This is a genomic window from Veillonella parvula, from assembly GCF_032577575.1.
Classification (GTDB): domain Bacteria; phylum Bacillota; class Negativicutes; order Veillonellales; family Veillonellaceae; genus Veillonella.
In genome coordinates this window covers 1-18,883 of record NZ_JAWFVO010000001.1, presented here as the reverse complement: position 1 = coordinate 18,883, position 18,883 = coordinate 1, and the positions used below count along the sequence as shown (strand labels likewise).

Annotated in this window: 17 protein-coding genes, 1 tRNA gene and 1 rRNA gene; 2 read left to right on the top strand and 17 right to left on the bottom strand. The window is 38.2% G+C overall.

The genetic code is table 11. The annotated features are described in order from the left end of the window. Positions 1–201 precede the first annotated feature (201 nt). The 16 genes from E7K77_RS00095 to E7K77_RS00020 form a co-directional block, all read right to left on the bottom strand. Positions 202–972 (bottom strand): TatD family hydrolase, encoded by a 771-nt coding sequence (locus tag E7K77_RS00095; RefSeq protein ID WP_316066325.1) that lies wholly within the window; start codon positions 970–972, stop codon positions 202–204. Then, complete coding sequence (metG, locus tag E7K77_RS00090) at positions 972–2,918, bottom strand: methionine--tRNA ligase (RefSeq protein ID WP_101928135.1); 1,947 nt, start codon at positions 2,916–2,918, stop codon at positions 972–974. Before metG ends, E7K77_RS00095 begins: the two co-directional genes overlap by 1 nt. A gap of 34 nt (positions 2,919–2,952) precedes the next feature. Next, on the bottom strand, positions 2,953–3,801 hold the full coding sequence (gene rsmI / locus E7K77_RS00085) for a 16S rRNA (cytidine(1402)-2'-O)-methyltransferase (RefSeq protein ID WP_316066324.1): 849 nt from the start codon (positions 3,799–3,801) through the stop codon (positions 2,953–2,955). After that, positions 3,791–4,516 (bottom strand): tRNA1(Val) (adenine(37)-N6)-methyltransferase, encoded by a 726-nt coding sequence (locus E7K77_RS00080; RefSeq protein ID WP_008713596.1) that lies wholly within the window; start codon positions 4,514–4,516, stop codon positions 3,791–3,793. Before E7K77_RS00080 ends, rsmI begins: the two co-directional genes overlap by 11 nt. Further along, entirely contained in the window at positions 4,509–5,354 is an 846-nt protein-coding gene (locus E7K77_RS00075; RefSeq protein WP_008713595.1) for a PSP1 domain-containing protein, read from the bottom strand. Before E7K77_RS00075 ends, E7K77_RS00080 begins: the two co-directional genes overlap by 8 nt. Then, positions 5,355–6,395 carry a DNA polymerase III subunit gene (locus E7K77_RS00070; RefSeq protein ID WP_316066323.1) on the bottom strand — a complete coding sequence of 347 codons (1,041 nt, stop codon included), beginning with the start codon at positions 6,393–6,395 and terminating at the stop codon, positions 5,355–5,357. 75 nt (positions 6,396–6,470) lie between these two features. Continuing rightward, complete coding sequence (locus E7K77_RS00065) at positions 6,471–7,157, bottom strand: dTMP kinase (protein ID WP_325305731.1); 687 nt, start codon at positions 7,155–7,157, stop codon at positions 6,471–6,473. Between the two features lie 2 nt (positions 7,158–7,159). Further along, positions 7,160–8,641: an aminotransferase class I/II-fold pyridoxal phosphate-dependent enzyme gene (locus tag E7K77_RS00060; protein ID WP_316066322.1), complete on the bottom strand. Its 1,482-nt coding sequence runs from the start codon at positions 8,639–8,641 to the stop codon at positions 7,160–7,162. A 57-nt stretch (positions 8,642–8,698) separates the two neighbouring features. Then, complete coding sequence (gene pth / locus E7K77_RS00055) at positions 8,699–9,277, bottom strand: aminoacyl-tRNA hydrolase (RefSeq protein WP_004693256.1); 579 nt, start codon at positions 9,275–9,277, stop codon at positions 8,699–8,701. A 10-nt stretch (positions 9,278–9,287) separates the two neighbouring features. Then, positions 9,288–10,241, bottom strand: coding sequence for a ribose-phosphate diphosphokinase (locus tag E7K77_RS00050; RefSeq protein ID WP_004693255.1), 954 nt, complete (start codon positions 10,239–10,241; stop codon positions 9,288–9,290). Positions 10,242–10,368: 127 nt separating this feature from the next. Further along, a complete protein-coding gene (gene glmU, locus E7K77_RS00045; RefSeq protein ID WP_077708284.1) occupies positions 10,369–11,742 on the bottom strand; it encodes a bifunctional UDP-N-acetylglucosamine diphosphorylase/glucosamine-1-phosphate N-acetyltransferase GlmU in 1,374 nt (457 codons plus the stop codon). A 131-nt stretch (positions 11,743–11,873) separates the two neighbouring features. Further along, a complete protein-coding gene (gene purR / locus E7K77_RS00040; RefSeq protein ID WP_278604580.1) occupies positions 11,874–12,692 on the bottom strand; it encodes a pur operon repressor in 819 nt (272 codons plus the stop codon). Between the two features lie 226 nt (positions 12,693–12,918). Continuing rightward, positions 12,919–13,527 (bottom strand): peptidoglycan-binding protein, encoded by a 609-nt coding sequence (locus tag E7K77_RS00035; protein ID WP_024060198.1) that lies wholly within the window; start codon positions 13,525–13,527, stop codon positions 12,919–12,921. A 262-nt stretch (positions 13,528–13,789) separates the two neighbouring features. After that, positions 13,790–14,962, bottom strand: a complete 1,173-nt coding sequence (gene nhaA / locus E7K77_RS00030; RefSeq protein WP_024060197.1) for a Na+/H+ antiporter NhaA — start codon at positions 14,960–14,962, stop codon at positions 13,790–13,792. 35 nt (positions 14,963–14,997) lie between these two features. Continuing rightward, entirely contained in the window at positions 14,998–16,155 is a 1,158-nt protein-coding gene (gene nhaA, locus E7K77_RS00025; protein ID WP_004693243.1) for a Na+/H+ antiporter NhaA, read from the bottom strand. Positions 16,156–16,252: 97 nt separating this feature from the next. After that, a complete protein-coding gene (locus E7K77_RS00020) occupies positions 16,253–17,584 on the bottom strand; it encodes a PepSY-associated TM helix domain-containing protein (RefSeq protein ID WP_155086311.1) in 1,332 nt (443 codons plus the stop codon). 138 nt (positions 17,585–17,722) lie between these two features. On the opposite strand from E7K77_RS00020, the gene E7K77_RS00015 reads away from it, so the two are divergent. Together E7K77_RS00015 and E7K77_RS00010 are read left to right on the top strand one after the other, a co-directional pair. Beyond that, a tRNA-Gly gene (locus tag E7K77_RS00015) sits at positions 17,723–17,796 on the top strand. Positions 17,797–17,884: 88 nt separating this feature from the next. Further along, positions 17,885–18,094, top strand: coding sequence for a TOBE domain-containing protein (locus E7K77_RS00010; protein ID WP_004693239.1), 210 nt, complete (start codon positions 17,885–17,887; stop codon positions 18,092–18,094). Positions 18,095–18,776: 682 nt separating this feature from the next. On the opposite strand, the gene rrf is transcribed toward E7K77_RS00010, so the two are convergent. Continuing rightward, positions 18,777–18,883, bottom strand: a 5S ribosomal RNA gene (gene rrf / locus E7K77_RS00005); the annotation flags it as partial.

Here is an 18,883-nt window from a genome sequence, read left to right as displayed (position 1 = left end):
TCTTACTTCTGTTCAGTCTGAATATACTTTAGTATACCATAGAAAAACGCGATTCTCACCGCTAAGGGAGAACCGCGTTTTATGATTTATAATTCTAATTTAGTTTTATCATGTATTTTAATACTTTGTACGCAAAAACTTAGTAATTAAAGCCCAACAGATATTTTATCAGCCAATAATCTTATGAACTAGTTTCTACATTTACTCGATACCAAATACTCGTTTACCATTATTAAAAGTAATTTCACAAAACTCATCTATATCGAGCCCTTTAAGGCTTGCAATTTCTTCTGCCACAAACTGAGTTTTACTTGGATCATTACGACGGCCTCTAAATGGTGGTGGTGTCAAATACGGTGAATCGGTTTCAATGAGGATTCGTTCTAATGGCACTTGTCTTGCTACTTCCTTAAGATTTGTAGACTTAGGAAATACTACAGGACCTGCAAAGGAAATATAAAAGCCCATTTTAATGGCTTCTTTTGCCATCTCCCAGCTACCAGAATAGCAATGGAAAATGCCCCAGTTATCCTTCCCTTCATTGCGTAAGATATTCATAATATCACCATGTGCATCGCGGTCATGGATAATAATCGGGAGATCTACTTCACGAGCAAGCTCTAACTGACGAATAAATACGCGTTTTTGTGTTTCACGGTCAGAAAAATCATAGTAATAATCTAGTCCAATTTCACCAATAGCACGTACCTTATCATTGTTAAGAGCTTGTTCCTTATAAAACTCGTAGTCTTCTTCTGTGAAGTCCTTTGATTCATGGGGATGAGTCCCTACAGCAGCATATAATTGATCGTACTGTTTAGCCAAAGCTAAACCAGACTCAACGGTACCTCTATCAACACCAGGAATCATAATATATTCTACACCTGTATCAAAGCAGGCTTGTAACATCTCATTACGATCATTATCAAAGCGCCCATCATTCACATGAGCATGTGTATCAAAAAGTTTCATTATTTAACCACACTTCCTGCCGGTAATGATTCGATATTTGTTACCTCTAAATGTTCTTCCCAATCAGAGGCGGACAAAATCATACCATAAGACTCGATGCCCATCATCTTTTTAGGAGCCAAGTTAGACAAATAGATTACCTTTTTACCAACCATAGTCTCCGGTTCATAATATTGGGAAATACCACTTAATACGGTGCGTTCTTCAATACCGATATCCAATACAAATTTCAACAACTTTTTGGACTTAGGCACCTTTTCACAGCTTATAACTTTAGCTACACGAAGATCGAGTTTCTCAAAGTCATCATAGGTAATATTTTCTTTTAATGGTGGAATATTAGATGTATCTACAGCTTCTTCAACTTCTTCTGTAACAACTACATCTACCATTTCAGGAACTTCAAAACGTGGATAGATAGGCTCACCTTTTACAACCTTAGTACCTGTTGCCAATAATCCCCAAGTTTTAGCATCTTCCAACGTAGCCGCTTCAAAACCTATAAGCCCTAATTGTTCCCAGATTTTTGGAGCTCCTACAGGAATTACAGGGCTTACCAAGATGGCAATGATACGCAATGCCTCTGCCAAGTGATACATAGCAGATTGCAAGCGCGCTTTATCATGCGCATCTTCAGATTTAGCCAATACCCAAGGCATTGTTTCATCAATGTATTTATTCATACGACCAATAAAAGCCCATACAGTTTTGATAGCTTTATTAAGCTCCATATTTTCCATCGCCGCTTCAAAATCTTTTGCAGTTTGAACAGCTAATGTAGATACATCACGGTCCAAATCGTCCATATCATCGCATTTTGTAATCACACCACCATGGTATTTTTCAATCATCGCAATAGTACGGTTTAATAAATTACCTAAATCATTAGATAAATCTGCATTAATTTTTGTAACGAAGTTAGGTAACGTAAAGTTGCCGTCATTACCTAGCGTAATCTCGCTTAATAAGTAATAACGCAAAGAATCTGCACCATATGTATCAATCAATGGGATTGGATCGATTACGTTCCCCAAGGATTTACTCATCTTTGTACCATCTACAATCATCCAACCGTGTCCAAATACCTTTTTTGGTAATGGCAACTCAAGGCTCATGAGCATCATAGGCCAAATAATTGTATGGAAACGTACGATTTCCTTACCTACTAAATGAAGATCTGCAGGCCAGTATTTTTTATATAGTTCACCATCACCATCAAATGGAGAAAGGGCACTAATATAGTTCACTAATGCATCGAACCAAACATATACTACATGTTTAGGATCAAATGGAACCTTGATTCCCCAATCAAAGGATGTACGAGACACCGCCAAGTCTTCTAGACCTTGCTTTACAAATTGAATCATCTCATTGCGACGAGATTCAGGCTGAATAAAGTCAGGATTCTCTTCAATAAACTTAAGCCATTGATCCGTATATTTACCGAGTTTGAAGAAATAACTTTCCTCTTTAACACGCTCTACAGGGCGACCGCAATCCGGACAAGTATGATTAGGTCCTAGCTTCTGCTCTGTCCAAAAAGTTTCGTCCGGTGTACAATACCAGCCTTCATATTCGGCTTTGTAAATATCGCCCTTCTCATAAGCTTTTGTAAATAACGCTTGAACAACCTTTTCATGACGTTCATCGGTAGTCCGAATAAAATCGTCATTGGAAATATGCATTTTTTCCCACAATGCTTTAAAACCATTTACAATATTTGTAGTATATTCAAGAGGAGTAATGCCTTGTGCTTCTGCAGCACGTTGGATTTTTTGGCCATGTTCATCTGAACCAGTCAAAAAACGTACATCATATCCTGCTAATCGTTTAAAACGTGCGATTGTATCGGCTACAGATGTACAATACGTATGACCAATGTGCAACTTAGCACTTGGATAATAAATAGGTGTCGTAATATAATACGTTTTCTTTGTGTCTCCCATGATGAGCCTCCTTCTAACCTTCGAATGGGAAGGTTTAACGTTCTACAATATTATATACATCCCGGCGGGAAACGTTAAAACGCTTTGCCACCTGGCGAATAGCTTCTTTTTTAGGTACCCCAGTATCTACAAGGGCTTGCACAGCATCTTCATAAGATACTGGTTCATCCAACACTTCACTAGTATCGGACTCCACTGTATCAGCACCGCTTACGATGAGGACGAATTCACCTTTATAGGTGAGCTGTTCTAAATCCTTTACAAGGTTTTCCAGATCCGTGCGTACAAAGGTTTCAAACTTCTTCGTCAGTTCCCTTGCCACCGTTATGGAGCGATTACCAAAGACTTCATACATATCTTGTAAAACCTCTTGTAGTCGATGTGGTGCTTCATAAAACAGCAAGGTTCCCATCACTTGTGAAAGTCGTTGTAATTCTTCAACCCGATGTTTACCCCGTTTAGGTAAGAACCCTGCAAAGGTAAAGGATTTAGTATCTAAACCTGATGCAATAAGTGCTGTTAACGCCGCATTGGCTCCTGGTAATGGAACTACAGCTATGCCTTCTTCAATGGCCTTTGTTACAAGGTCTGCCCCTGGATCAGAAATAGCAGGCATACCCGCATCACTAACGCAAGCAATCGACTGTCCTTCTAACAAAAGTTCCAAAATATAAGCACCTTTTTCCTCCTTATTATGTTCATGATAAGAAATCAAAGGCTTTTTAATATCAAAATGTTTTAACAATATGCCCGTATGACGTGTATCCTCAGCCGCGATAGCATCTACCTCACCCAAAATACGAACAGATCGATACGTCATATCTTCTAAATTACCAATCGGTGTAGGCACCAAGTATAATGTGCCCCATTCATTATCGTTCATACCAAGAGGACACCTCCTTCGTGTACACATTCGTTTTTTTGTAAACGATGAGTGGTGGCTCAAGTACAAGACCTGCCTGACCTTGAAAAATAGACTCTATCAAAACTAATTTTGCTGGTTTATCTAGCATACCATGAACAAACCGAATTCGTTTTGCTTGAAAGTTAAACCTTTCTAGTTCATGTAATACATATTGCAAGCGACTAGCACTATAAATCATCCACAAGCGACCTTTACATTTAATAAAGGACTGTACCGCTTTCAGAACATCACATAAAGTTGTATGTCCATCATGAAGTGCTAAAGTACGCTCTTCAGATGTAGGCTTTGCACCGCTTTCACAATCATAAAAAGGGGGATTAACAATAACACCATCAAAAGGCTTATCTTGTATATCGCGATATGTCATATGTCGATAATCGCCACATAACATATTTACCACATCTTGTTTACGATTATGTTCTACGCTACGCTTAGCCAACTCAACGAGAGTTTCATTAATTTCTATACCTGTAATATGACCTGCCCCTAATGACGTACCTATAAGCGGCATAACCCCTGACCCCGTTCCAAGATCAACATAGGTATGACGACCATTAAAACGACAAAAATGAATGAGTGCTATGGCGTCAAAGGAAAAGCGAAACATATCAGAACGCTGATAAATCTGTAAGCCATCGATAATTAAATCATCAAGTCGTTCTTGATCATTCATCAGGCAATGCCACCTCGGACCATTTCAAATCGATAGTACGGCCCGCTTCGAGCTGTACCTTTACAGTATGCTTATGATGATTTACCTTTAAAACTTTACCAATACCTTCATCGGTAACAACCTCCTTACCAATGCCAGGAGGTGCTATATCTTGAGGAGATTGAGTGCGTTCCTTCTTCACATATAGGTCGCCACCTTTTTTATATAAATCATCTTCATAGTTAAGACAACACATCAATCGACCACATACACCAGAAATCTTCGTAGGATTTAAGCTCAAATTTTGATCCTTTGCCATGCGAATCGATACAGGCGTAAAGTCACCTAAGAAATTTGAACAACACAAAGGTCGACCACAAGCACCGATACCATTTAGTACTTTAGCCTCATCACGGACACCTACTTGGCGTAACTCGATGCGCGTTCTAAATATAGTTGCCAAATCTTTAACGAGCTCACGGAAGTCAATACGGCCATCTGCAGTAAAGAAGAATATAATCTTATTCATATCAAATGTGTATTCCACATTGATAAGTTTCATCGGTAACTTGCGTTTTTCAATTTTTTCGAGACAAATTTCAAAGGCTTTTTCTTCGCGCTCTTTATTCTTCTCGATTTGTTTCAAATCCTTAGACGTCGCCTGTCTAATAACAGGCTTCACAGGGGCAACAACAGAATCTTCATAGACCTCTTTTGGTCCAATCACAACTGTGCCGTATTCTACACCACGTGCTGTTTCAACGATAACCCCATCCCCAACGGATAGTTCTAATTGTTCAGGCTGAAAATAATAAATCTTTCCCGCCTTTTTAAAGCGTACGCCAACTATGGTTAGCATTTAATCCTCCTCCCGAGCATCATGAAGGGCGATACTAAGACCGTCCACCACGAGAGCGGTTTTTATATGTAAGCGCAAAGCCCGTTCTGCTTGCAATGTTTCGGTAATAACCTCTGACAATGCTTGCATGGACCAGCGCGGTAATAATCGTAATAATTGAGTCTTGTACATAGGTACTTGTAATTGCGTGTTTTGAGCCCCCATTTTAAGAGCCATCATATCTCTACTTATAAGGCGTAACCAGTGCATCAATTCCGTTAGATTTTCACGAGATAAGCTTTCACAAGCTAAGGAAATCATAGAAAACCATCGCGTTTCAAAAGCTAATATGTCCATCACCTTAACGGCTAACTCTAGCATTTCGATGCGACCTTGTGTCGCCAGTTTCTCCACTAATTGTGGATTACCATGACCAGCTAACAAAGCCTGTTCTATATCACCGGTGATTCCACGCGCTACAAGAGCGGTGCGAATCGTATCTACATCAACACTATTAAAACCAACGCCCATACATCTAGAAATGATGGTAGGCAATACGGTGTTAATCTTGTTCGTAATAATGATGAAGTACACCTGTTCAGGTGGTTCTTCAATGGTTTTTAACATGGCATTTGCCATGACTGCATTAGCTGTGTGAAAGTCCTCCACAATGACAACGCGGTTCCCATTGCCCGCCACAGACAGATGATCTTGTAATAATGAATACCACTGCTCTACCTTTAAGGTTGTTTTCATAGGACGAATCCAAAAGGCATCACCCTTATCCATATAGATAGGTAATCCTTCGGCTTCGATACGTTTTTCCGTATCCCCATTTGCTAAACGGGCTTCCTTAACCTCTGCTAAATAAGATTCCCCCTTAGGTTGAGAGAATACTTGACGTCCTAGTAATAAAGACGCTAGGCCTATGGCCATATCTAGCTTACCAAGACCAGATTCTCCATAAAACAAGAGACTATGGGGTAATGCATTACGACTTACAAGTTCAGATAGGTGTGCCTTAATCGAATCTTGACCAATTATAGAATCAAAATATGTCATAGCGCCTCCTATCAATACATGCTCAATATTAATATTATATAGGAAAAAGGCGACTTTTAAAAGAGTCGCCTTTTTCTAAGGTATTAGATTTTCTACTACACTATATACATCATTATGAATTTCTTCAATAGTACGCAACGTATACTGACTAGACTTAGCTTTATAAGCACAAGGTATGCGGTGCCATTGATAACGCTTTACTAATTCTTCATACGCATCGTGAACGGCTGCTAAATATGCATGATTCCCTTCGTGAATATCACCAGTATTGCCCCCAGTTTTACCAGTGCGCTCCGCCATAAGGGCTTCGCTCACTTCAAGGGGCATATCCAAAAGGCATACCACATCAGGTTTAGGCAAGCCAAATTTTTGGAACTCAAAATCTTCAAGCCAATCTAAAAATGCAGTGCGTTCATTCGGATTATCGTATTTTACCATTTGGTGCACCATGTTAGACGTTGTATAACGATCTGCAATGATAATACCCCCATTTTTGTAAAACTGTTCCCAGTCAGTTCTGAAGGAAGCAAATCGATCGATGGCATACATAGAGCTTGCCACATAAGGATTTACATCATGTACATCTTTACCAAATTCACCAGCTAAATACATTTTAATAGGCATAGCGGCGCCGCTATCATAGTTTGGAAAGCTCACAGACTTAACGGCATGCCCTTCTTTGGTCAAGCGTTCTACTAAGAGTTTAGTTTGTGTAGCCTTACCGCTGCCATCTCCACCTTCTAATATAATCAAAGTCCCCATAATCACTCCTGTAATACCCAAATTGTTTCCAATGTCATATCATCAGCACCATTCTGTACAAAACCTAAAGCCTTGCGATTCTCTATATATTGTAACACAGAGGCACTAATCTCTTCACCTACTGCTACACAGGGAATACCCGGTGGATAATAAGCAATTGTCTCCCCTGCAATGCGATGAAGTGCTTCTTTTAAAGGTACTTGCTCACGATTTGCATACATAGCATTACGAGGGGTTATGCGCACAATAGGCGCTGGCAGCAGCGCAGAATCTTTACTAATGTCTTGCAATTGCTCTTCCTCTGTTTTATTAAATTCTTTAAATGCACGTAACACCTTTTCACTTACAGCTTGTACAGCCTTAATAAGAGCAGTTACAGACTCTTTTGTATCACCTATGGTAATAAGCACTAGCACATGATGAGCTTGTACTAACTCCACCTCAATATGATGTTCTCGTAACATCCGTTCAAATTCTACACCTGTGAGCCCTAATTCTTTAGCATCAATCAGCACCTTAGTACAATCATAATTTATTACTCGCTCTTGAATATCCGTGTATTCCATAGCAGCAATACCAGAAATTTTATTGAGTTCCTCACGTAAGTACATACTCAACTCTACTGCACGACTTACTAAATCATTACCTGCTGTGGCTAATTGATGGCGCGCCATATCTAAGGAAGCAAGGAAAATATAGTTTGGACTCGTACTTTGTAACATTTGATGCATTTGCGTAATACGCCGCTTATCAATTTTTTTACCTTGCCCTAATAGCCAAGATGTTTGTGTCAAAGAGCCAACAGATTTATGTGTACTTTGAGCCACCAAATCTGCTCCAGCCTCTGTAGCTTCTATAGGTAAACTTTCAGAAAACGGCAAATGAGGCCCATGAGCTTCATCAACAAGTACAATAAGTTCCCGCTTATGAGCCTCTTGTATGATATTAACAATATCTATGCCCACGCCATAATAGTTTGGATACACTAAAAGAATCGCCTTTGCCTCTGGATGTGCATCCATTGATTTGATAGCATTTTCTAATGATACTCCTAGTGGAATCCCCCAGCGTTCATCAAAATCACAGCCCATATATACTGGTTTGGCTCCTGAGAGAACAAGCCCACTAATAACAGAACGATGTGCTTCTCGAGGAATGATAATGGTTTCATCAGGCCCTACAGTGCCCATGATCATGGCTTCGATCAAAGCTGTAGTACCATTAATAGAAAACCAACAACAATCAGCTCCATATAATTCGGCTGTTAAGTCTTGCGCTTCTTTTAATTCCCGTTCAGGTTCATGTAAATCATCTAAAGCATACATAACACCTAAGTCATAGGATAACGCTGGCCCCATCCAATTCTTTAACAGTTGAGGTGCTTCAACACCTATCTTATGACCTGGCGTATGAAAGGGCACAAAATGTTGTTCTTTATATGATTCTAAAGCCTCTACAAAAGGCATTTTTTCTTGATTACTCATATGTACCTCGTAAAAAGGGCATGAATCTCAATGAGACTCATGCCCTTATGCATGTATTTATCGCCGTGGACGACGTTTAGGATTGAATTGATTCATGCCTTTATCAATACCTACCTCTAAGGTGCCTAATACGGCTTTTACCGTATCCTTAATACCTTTTTGTACCTTCTCTTGCGACTCTTCACTAAATGGTGCTAAAACGTGATCAATGACAGTCCATTGTGGCAATGGACGTCCAATTCCTACGCGGAAACGAGGAAAATTTTCTGTTCCTATATGGGAAATTAAAGATTTAATCCCATTATGTCCACCTGAACTACCATTTGGTCGAATACGCAACTTACCTATAGGTAAATCCATGTCATCATAGATACAATACACATCAGATGGATCAATTTTATAGTACCGCATTAACGGTCCTACAGACTCACCACTTAGATTCATAAATGTTTGCGGCTTTACAAGTAATACTTTCTCACCATCTACGGTAATACTGCATACCTCAGCACGTTGCTCCTCTCTCCAAGGCGTGTGAGGGACACTATCGGCTATGGCATCAATAACCATAAATCCAATATTATGTTTTGTCTTTTCGTATTGCTTGCCGGGGTTACCGAGGCCTACTACTAATTTCAAGAATCACCTATTATTTATCAAATAAATTACTTACAGACACTTCATGGAAGATACGCATAATTGCTTCACCCAACAATGGAGCTACGGATAATTGCGTAATATTTGGTAAGTTGCAATTTTCCGGCAATGGAATAGTATTAGTAACGATAAGTTCCTTAATATTGGAATTTGCAATTCGTTCACTTGCCGGATCTGTCAACACTGCATGTGTAACAGCGGCGGTAACGGATTTAGCACCGAATTCTTCCAATGCTTTAGCACCTTCAACCAAGGATCCAGCCGTATCTACGATATCATCGATAATAATACAGTTTTTACCTGCCACATCACCGATGAGATTCATAACTTTAGCCACACCTGGTTCAGGGCGTTTTTTCTCAATGATTGCAATCGGTGCACCAATGCGGTCAGCCAAATCACGAGCTCTTGTAACACCGCCAAGGTCAGGAGATACAACGATAACATCTTCCATATTTTTTTCATTAATGTATTTAGCCAAAATAGATGCGCCAAACAAATGATCTACAGGCACATCAAAGAAACCTTGAATTTGGCCTGCATGCAAATCAATTGTTACAAGACGTGTAATACCTGCCGTTTGCATCAAATTAGCTACTAATTTAGCTGTAATCGGCTCACGACCACGAGTCTTACGGTCTTGGCGAGCATAGCCATAGTAAGGTACTACTGCAGTGATATGACGTGCAGAAGCGCGTTTTAACGCGTCAGCCATAACCATGAGTTCCATTAAATTATCATTTACAGGATAGCTAGTTGGTTGAATGATAAATACATCTTTGCCACGTACGCTTTCATCAATCATTATTTGTACTTCGCCATTGTTAAAACGACCTACAAATGCTTCACCTAAAGGCAACCCTAAATAATCACAAATTTCCTTTGCCAATGCAGGATTTGCATTACCTGTGAAAATCTTGAGTTTTTTGCCGTCTTCAAATGCCATTTTGTTACCCTTTCATTTGCTCCTATACTGGTTACTTATCCATAATCTATACATTACAGATACACACTATTGCCTTTTTATTGTATACTATTTTGACCTAATTGTGTTAAAAAATATGAGATTTTTTTTATTTCTTTTTGAAAGTATCCTCTGTTACCCAATTTTCTTTCACAATTTGCTTACTGCGCCCTACAGCCAAGGCCTTATCTGGTACATTTTTAGTAATAGTAGAGCCCGCACCTACATAGCTATAATTACCTACTGTTACAGGGGCAACTAAGTTACTATTACAACCAACAAATGCACCATCACCAATAGTCGTACGATGCTTAACTTTCCCATCATAATTCACGGTAATAGTGCCACAGCCAATATTAACACCGGCCCCAACATCACTATCACCGATATAGGAGAGATGTGGGAACTTAGTACCTTCCCCAACATTAGAGTTTTTAACTTCTACAAAGTTACCTACATGAACCTTGTTACCTAAAACTGTATTTGGACGCAAATGGACATATGGACCTACATCTACACCGTCTTTTACTTCACAGTCATGACCATAAGTAAAGTGGATAATCGTATCATTGCCGACTTTTACATTCGTCAAACGAGTGTGTGGTCCAATTTCACAACGCTCACCAATCACGGTATCACCTTCAAGAATTGTACCAGGATGCAAAATTGTATCTGCACCTACTGTTACCTCAGGAGCCACATAGGTATTTTCAGGATCAATAATTGTTACGCCAGCAGTCATTAACTCAACATTTTTACGATGTTTTAATATAGCTTCAGCCTCTGCTAATTGCAAACGTGAGTTTACACCTAAAGATTCTTCAAAATCCTTAGTCATGTATGCACTTACCTTGTCGCCACCATTTACGAGAATACCAACTACATCAGTAATATACAATTCACCTTGGGCATTATCATCAGATAATTGATCTAAGCAAGGCCATAATTTTTTACTATCAAAAGCGTACATACCTGTATTTACTTCTTGAACCGCTAATTCTTCAGGTTTACCATCTTTCTGTTCTACGATACGAACTACAGAACCCGCTTCATTACGAATGATACGTCCATAACCAGTTGGATTCGGCATATGAGCAGTTAAGATTGTAGCTGCTGCACCGGAATTTTTATGTTCTTCTAAAAGTGCTTCTAAACTTTCTTTTGTAACCAGGGGAGTATCACCGCATAACAATAAGATTGTACCATCATAATCACCAAGTACTGGTTGAGCCATCTTAACTGCATGACCTGTACCATTTTGTTCTTCTTGACGAACAAATTCAGCACGCTCTCCCAAGTAATTTTGTACTGCATCGCCACCAAAACCAACGATAACAACATCGCGATTGGTACCAATGGATTGAACCGTTTCAAGAACGCGTTCTACCATCGCCTTACCGCCGACCTTGTGTAACACTTTTGGCAATTTAGACTTCATACGCGTGCCCTTACCAGCAGCTAAAATAAGGCTTGCAATATTCATAGTAATCTCCTATCTGTTATCTCTTATATCTCTAAACCATTTTAAATATTATTTACGTCATTATTTAGCCCATAGGTCAATACTCAATATAAACCATTATATCAGCCTATAATCTTCCTAATATTAATGATTTACTCTGCATCTAACACAGGCTCTATACTAATTTTCTTTGTATTTTCATCGATACCATAAAAAGTAAATAGTGATTCATAATCATCGATCAACTTCGGACTTGGTTCAGCTGTAGCTACAAGAACACCTGTGCCAACAACGACGCCACTCATTTCAAGAACTAATTCTTTAAGCCCCTTAGCGGTACCGCCAGCTTTCATAAAGTCATCGATAATTAACACTTTCGCATTTGGAGGAATTGCCCGTTTAGTTAGAGTCATAGTTTGAATGCGCCCAGAGGAACCTGTTACATAATTGATACTAATAGCAGAACCTTCTGTTACCTTACTATCACGTCTAGCAATAACAAGTGGTTTATTGAAAGCTCTCGCTACCATTACAGCCAAAGGAATCCCCTTTGTTTCTACAGTCAAAATATAGTCTGGTTCACGGTCCACGAAACGAGTCATAATAATCTCACCCAGACGTGTCATTACATGCCAATCATATAAGATATCAGACATATAAATAAAACCACCTGGAATGATGCGATCTGGCTCCATTAAACGAGCTTGCACATCGCGTAGAATATCGTTCGCTTGTATTCCCTTGCGATGCGGAATAAATCGTACCCCACCAGCTACACCGGCCACCGTTTCTAAGGTCCCCAGTTGAAAGTATTCCATAGACTGCCTTACACATGTTAAATCTTCACTAACCGTTGATTTAGCCATGCCAAAAAAGTCGCAAAAGTAATTTAAAGGAATCAATTTTTGCGGTGAATCAACTAACAGTTTTGTCATTGCCACCATTCGTTCTACGCGCCGTACTTTATCCATAGGATTATCCTTTACCATTCATCATATAACTATTAAGTATGCTTATTAATTTAACATCATGAGTCATCATCATATATCTATTATTTATTATACCATATTTTCCGAATATTCGAGGTTTTGAATACATTATAATTCGGTAAAAGAAAAACTCTCTAGCATGTTATACAAGAATATGATTGTAGTCTATACATCTATCATATAATCATATAAAACTAGAGAGTTATCATTATAAAATATAAACCTTTACAGATTGACGTCCAAACTGCAATGCTTCTGCACGAGAATCAAAGGCTAAATCAATGCGATGCCCTTTAATAGCACCACCTACATCGTCAGCTACAGCATAGCCATAACCTTCAATATATAATCGCGTTCCCAAAGGAATTAATTTAGGGTCTACAGATACAAGTCCCTTCCGTAGACGACTGCCTGTAGCTGTATATTTTCCGTTGCCAGGATCTTGAGATGAATAGCCACTAGCCTCCATCGTTAAAACTTTAGAGTATTTATTAGGCACTCCATTATGATCGCGTTCTGTGCCATGTCCACCATAACGAGTCTCCATCTTTTCTAAAGCATTCATCGTAGCAGGACCAACACGACCATCTACAGCGAGCCCTTTAGATTTTTGAAATTTTCGAACAGCTTGTTCTGTATTATGACCGTAAATGCCATCTATAGAATCATGTAAAAAACCTTGATGCTTTAACATGGTTTGCACCTTACTAACGTGATGCCCTCGTTGTCCCCGATCAATAGTTTTTGCTAATGATACAGAGGATACCATTACAATCATACAAACAAGCGTACATGCAATAATTATTTTTTTTATCATATACACCTCACCTTACATTAAGTAGTATACTATACAGTTTTAAATAATCTATAAACCATAAAGGTTCAATTAATATCAATAATTCATATATATTAAATTATAGTTATAGTATAGTTTTAAGGGTGTATTACATATATATCATAAAATTATAAGATACCAATGAAAATCTCCATTATATCCTGCAAGAATATTCGCTTAGATTACTTCTAAAGTCGGAAATACTCTTCAGTCTATAATGGAGATTTAATAGTTTTATTCAATTTTAGCAGTTATGGTATACACCAATATGACATTCTTTTCGGTTTGCACCAACAAGTCTTAAGAAGATGTAGCCGAATAATGCAGAGATTAATGAGCCAAGTATAACGCCACCTTTTGCCATTTCTTGAGCGTGACCGGGTTCAAATGCCAAGATAGATACGAAGATACTCATTGTAAAGCCTATACCACATACAATCGCAGTACCATATACATGCTTCCAATTAGCTTCTGTCGGCATTGGTACAAGGCCACATTTCACCATCGCAAATACTGCACCAAAAATACCTATTTGTTTCCCTATAATAAGGCCTAATGCAACACCAAGCACTACAGGATGCGTTAAGTCATTAACAGATACATTACGTAAATCTACACCAGCATTAAAGAATGCAAATATTGGTACAATTAAAAAACTAACCCAATTGGACAATAAATGTTCCCAATGTTGCATTGGGCGAACATACTTACGGCCTCGTTTGCCTTTTGAAGGAATTGTCATAGCTAAGATTACACCAGCCATAGTTGCATGTAAACCAGATTTTAATACACAATACCAAAGGATAAACCCTAGAATGATATATGGTAAAGGTCGTACATATCCTTGCTTATTACAATAGATTAAAGCAGCTACAACTACGACAGCTGCACCTAAATACATCATGTGAATACTTGACGCATAGAAGATTGCAATTACGATGATAGCAATCAAATCATCTATAACGGCAAGAGCTGTTAGAAATACTTTCATTGAATTCGGTACTCTAGAGCCTAATGCAGATATAATACCGATGGAAAATGCAATATCCGTAGCAGTTGGTATTGCCCAACCATGTATATATTCAGAATGAAAACCTGCAATTAAGTAGTAGATAAAAGCGGGCGTTAGAACACCAAATAATGCGGCAATGCCTGGCATCACACGCTTAGCATTAGTATTAAGCTCACCTGATACTAATTCACGCTTAACTTCGAGACCTACAAAAAGGAAGAAGATTGCCATCAATGCATCATTAACCCATTCTAAAATTGTTAGATTACCTATATGGTGATTAACGATTTGAAAGTATTGTTCAGATGATGGAGAGTTCGCTAAAATTAAAGCGAGTACTGTTGCTCCTAGGAGTACAGATGTAGCTGCACCTGGAGAACGTAAGAAAACAAAAATGCGTTCCATTTGAATCCTTTCTATACTTACAAAAGATTATTTTATTAAATTTTACCACGCATCTTGCGTATTTGATAAGCTAAAATTAGGACAATCGCACCTAGCAAGCCTGCCGTGATTGATCCTATAAAGATACCTACCTTAGCCATTTCTTGTGTTATACCTGGTGGGAAAGCCAGTGTAGCAACAAAAAGGCTCATAGTAAAGCCAATACCACACAAAATAGCTGTCCCATAAATTTCAGGCCACGTCGTTTTTGTAGGCATCTTAATTGCCTTAGATTGAACCAAAATGTAGACGGCAGAGAATATACCTAATTGTTTTCCTAAGATTAAACCGAATGAAACACCTATGATTACAGGATGGAATAAATTATCTATGGAAAAATCAGCAAAGGATACACCAGCATTTAAAAAACTAAATAATGGTATAATTAAGAAGTTTACCCAATTGCGTAAAGCATGGGCCCATTCTTCCATAGGATATACTACCTTATCTATAACTTTACCTTTAAAAGGAATTGTCATAGCCAGTACAACACCAGCAATGGTAGCATGCACACCAGATTTTAAAACTAAATACCAAAGAACTAATCCTAGAACACAATACGGAAGTGGTCTTAAATAGCCTTGCTTATTAGTATAAATCAGTAAACCAGTTACAGCCGCAGCAGCTATTAAATCCATAAAATTAACGCCTGCCCCATAAAAGAGAGCAATAACGACTATGGCAATCAAGTCGTCAATAATAGCTAATGCAGCTAGAAAGGCTTTCATCGCTGTAGATACCTTATTACCAAGCATTGTAATAACGCCTATAGCAAAAGCGATATCTGTAGCGGTAGGAATCCCCCAACCATGTCTATATTCTGGCATATATCCAGCCGCAAAATAATACACAATAGCTGGCGTAATAACACCTGCAAATGCGGCTAATACGGGAAGCACACGTTTCGCCTTCGTATCAAGCTCCCCAGAAATCATTTCCTTCTTGATCTCTATACCAACATAAAGGAAAAAAAGAGCCATTAAGGCATCATTTACCCACTCCAGTATAGTCATTGGACCAAGGTGTATTTGCATGACTGCAAAATACTGTGCTGCAATCGGTGAGTTCGCCACAAGAACGCCTAAAATAGCAGCGGACAGCAAGGATATCCCACCAGCAGACTCTGACTGGAAAAATGCTTTTATAAAATTCATAATAACTACCACTTTCTGAGTCATAAATAATAATACGTATTTTTATGTATATAAAAACAACTATATTTATTATTATATCATTTCAGTTCGAAAATAATCAATATTGTTTACTTTCTTTAAGTAAAGAGATAAAAAATACAATAAGTGATACAGTTAAACAAATAGCAGCAATCGTATTCATAACAGGATTTTGCCAAAGTGGTAGAAGCAATCCTATAAGAACAGATATACTACAAAATAATGGTGTACGCCAAATATGCTTTTCCTCTACCGATACTTTAGATAGAATTACATCTGATTTTTTATACTTTCTAATAATAGTCATCATAAGTCCAGTCACGATACCAATAATGAGAACAATATCCCATATAGCCCACAATATCTTCAGAGCCATCGTATTATGATTATGAATATGTAGGTTAATCATAGTCGTCATACCTGTAAAATACCATGGAACTGCTTTAGTAGAAAATCTATCATTACTAGAATCGACATACAAGTTAGCATATACAGGCTGTCCAAGAAACATAGCTGGATCATCATCATTTTCTGCACCTAAATAAAATGCATAATGGTAATTGTTAAACTTAGATGGATAATCCATAGAAATAACTTGTCGATCTGGATATACTTTCATTATACGAGAAATTGCTTCTGATGGTTGCAATATTTCAGATTGTCCAATCGAAAGTTCCTGTTTAGCATTATGAAGTACATCGGCATTATAGTTATCATTTGCAATAAAAAAGCCCCCAATCCATACACCTGTTATACATAATATAAATCCCCAGACCGTTGCAACTATTGAGAATTCACGATGTAATACACCTATTTTCATTTTCTTAGATAAAACAGAGGCTTTAGAATAACTTTTACGAAATGGACCATATAAAAAAATCCCTGAAATAATAGTGAGACTACATAAAAATGATAAGAATGTTACAATATATATGCCAATTTTACCTAAATCTAATCGTGTATGTAATTGATGAAGAGTATGTAACATACTACGAATCCAAGGATGTACAGGAGGCTCATTATGTGAAGTAATCAGTTCTTTAGATATAGGATTATATAAAACATAATCCCCACCCATTCCCATGCGAGCTGGAGGTGCTACCGTAGCCGTAGATTCAATAATACGATACCGTAAAATATGTGTAGCCCCCATAGCAGGGGATATATTCAAAATATCTTTTGATGGATATTTCTGTTTAACAAGTAGTGCCCCCTGATCAGCATACTTAAATATAGATTCTTCATGTTCATTCATCGACATTATAGCTGATGAATGATGTGTTGTTCCACCTTGAGCCCATGCATTTAACTCAGTTCGAAACATGAGTACTAATCCTGTAATACAAAACATTAAGAAGAAAATTAAGGAAATGATAGATAACCATTTATGAACTTTATATACTTTTGACATACGAATTCCTCCTTTTCTATTATTTTATACATCTAGATTGAAAGTAATTCAATACATTTACTACTATAGGTATAATCATAGATATATCTATGATTACTTGAATGTATATGTAAATATATGATACAATATTTACATCGTGCGGGCGTAGTTCATCGGTAGAATGCGAGCTTCCCAAGCTTGAGAGGAGGGTTCGATTCCCTTCGCCCGCTCCATATAATTTGTGATGTAATGTATATCACAAATTATATGCAAAATATTATAATATATATACTTTTTGTATTGTTTTTTAAGGAGATATCCATGAAATTAAGTGCAAGAAATCAATTAAAAGGTACTATCGTTGAGATCCAAGAAGGCGCTGTAAATGCAATCGTAAAAATCAACGTAGGTAATAATAATATTGTTACTGCTGACATTACTATTCAATCCGTTAAAGAATTAGGCTTAGCAGTTGGCAAAGAAGTTGTCGCTGTTATCAAATCCACTAGCGTAATGGTTGGTGTAGAATAATAAAGAATTAGAGCTGCTTAGGCAGCTCTTTTTTTGTATATATATTAAATTCCTAATAAGTTGTTATTAATATATAGGCTCTATGATTTTGTGATCATGGGGCTTGTTATTTACATAAATATGGAGTTGCTCAACTAGTTTACGGTTCGATACCATTGGTGCTGCGCACCGCGGTATCGATTAGATAAAGTTTATTTACATATATTTAAAGTAGCTCAACTGCTTTACGGTTCGGTAACATTGGCACGTTGTGCCTCGTTACCGTATGGATTAGTTAGATACTACCATTAGCCGCGGCTTCCTATCAATCCTCACTGTGGATTTCCCTTCTCTGCTTCGCAGCTCGGTAAATCTTACGTTCGGAAGCACTCATATGGTTCGGCTGCGTCGCTTAGCTCTAAGACCTCTTCGGTTGCCCTACTTGCTTCCTCACTGTGGATTTTCCTTCTCTGCTTCGCAGCTCGGTAAATCTTACGTTCGGAAGAAAGCGATGCAGTGAATCTGTCGTCGTTTCACTCCTCCATCTTCTACTGCCCTGCTTTTCCCAGGGCCGTCTTACACGGACACGTACATAGATACAACCTCTACAACCTTGGCTGGAGGCTGCTCTAGTAGGGTTAGCTAGTCGAAGACTAGCAAAAAGAAAAAGGCCTACCTTTAGGTAGACCTTTTTCTTTTAGTCAATCAGCGGCTTCCTATCCTCCCAGGCCGTCTCCAGCCAAGTACTTTCGGCGTTTATGAGCTTAACTACTGTGTTCGAGATGGGAACAGGTGGATCCTCATAGCCAT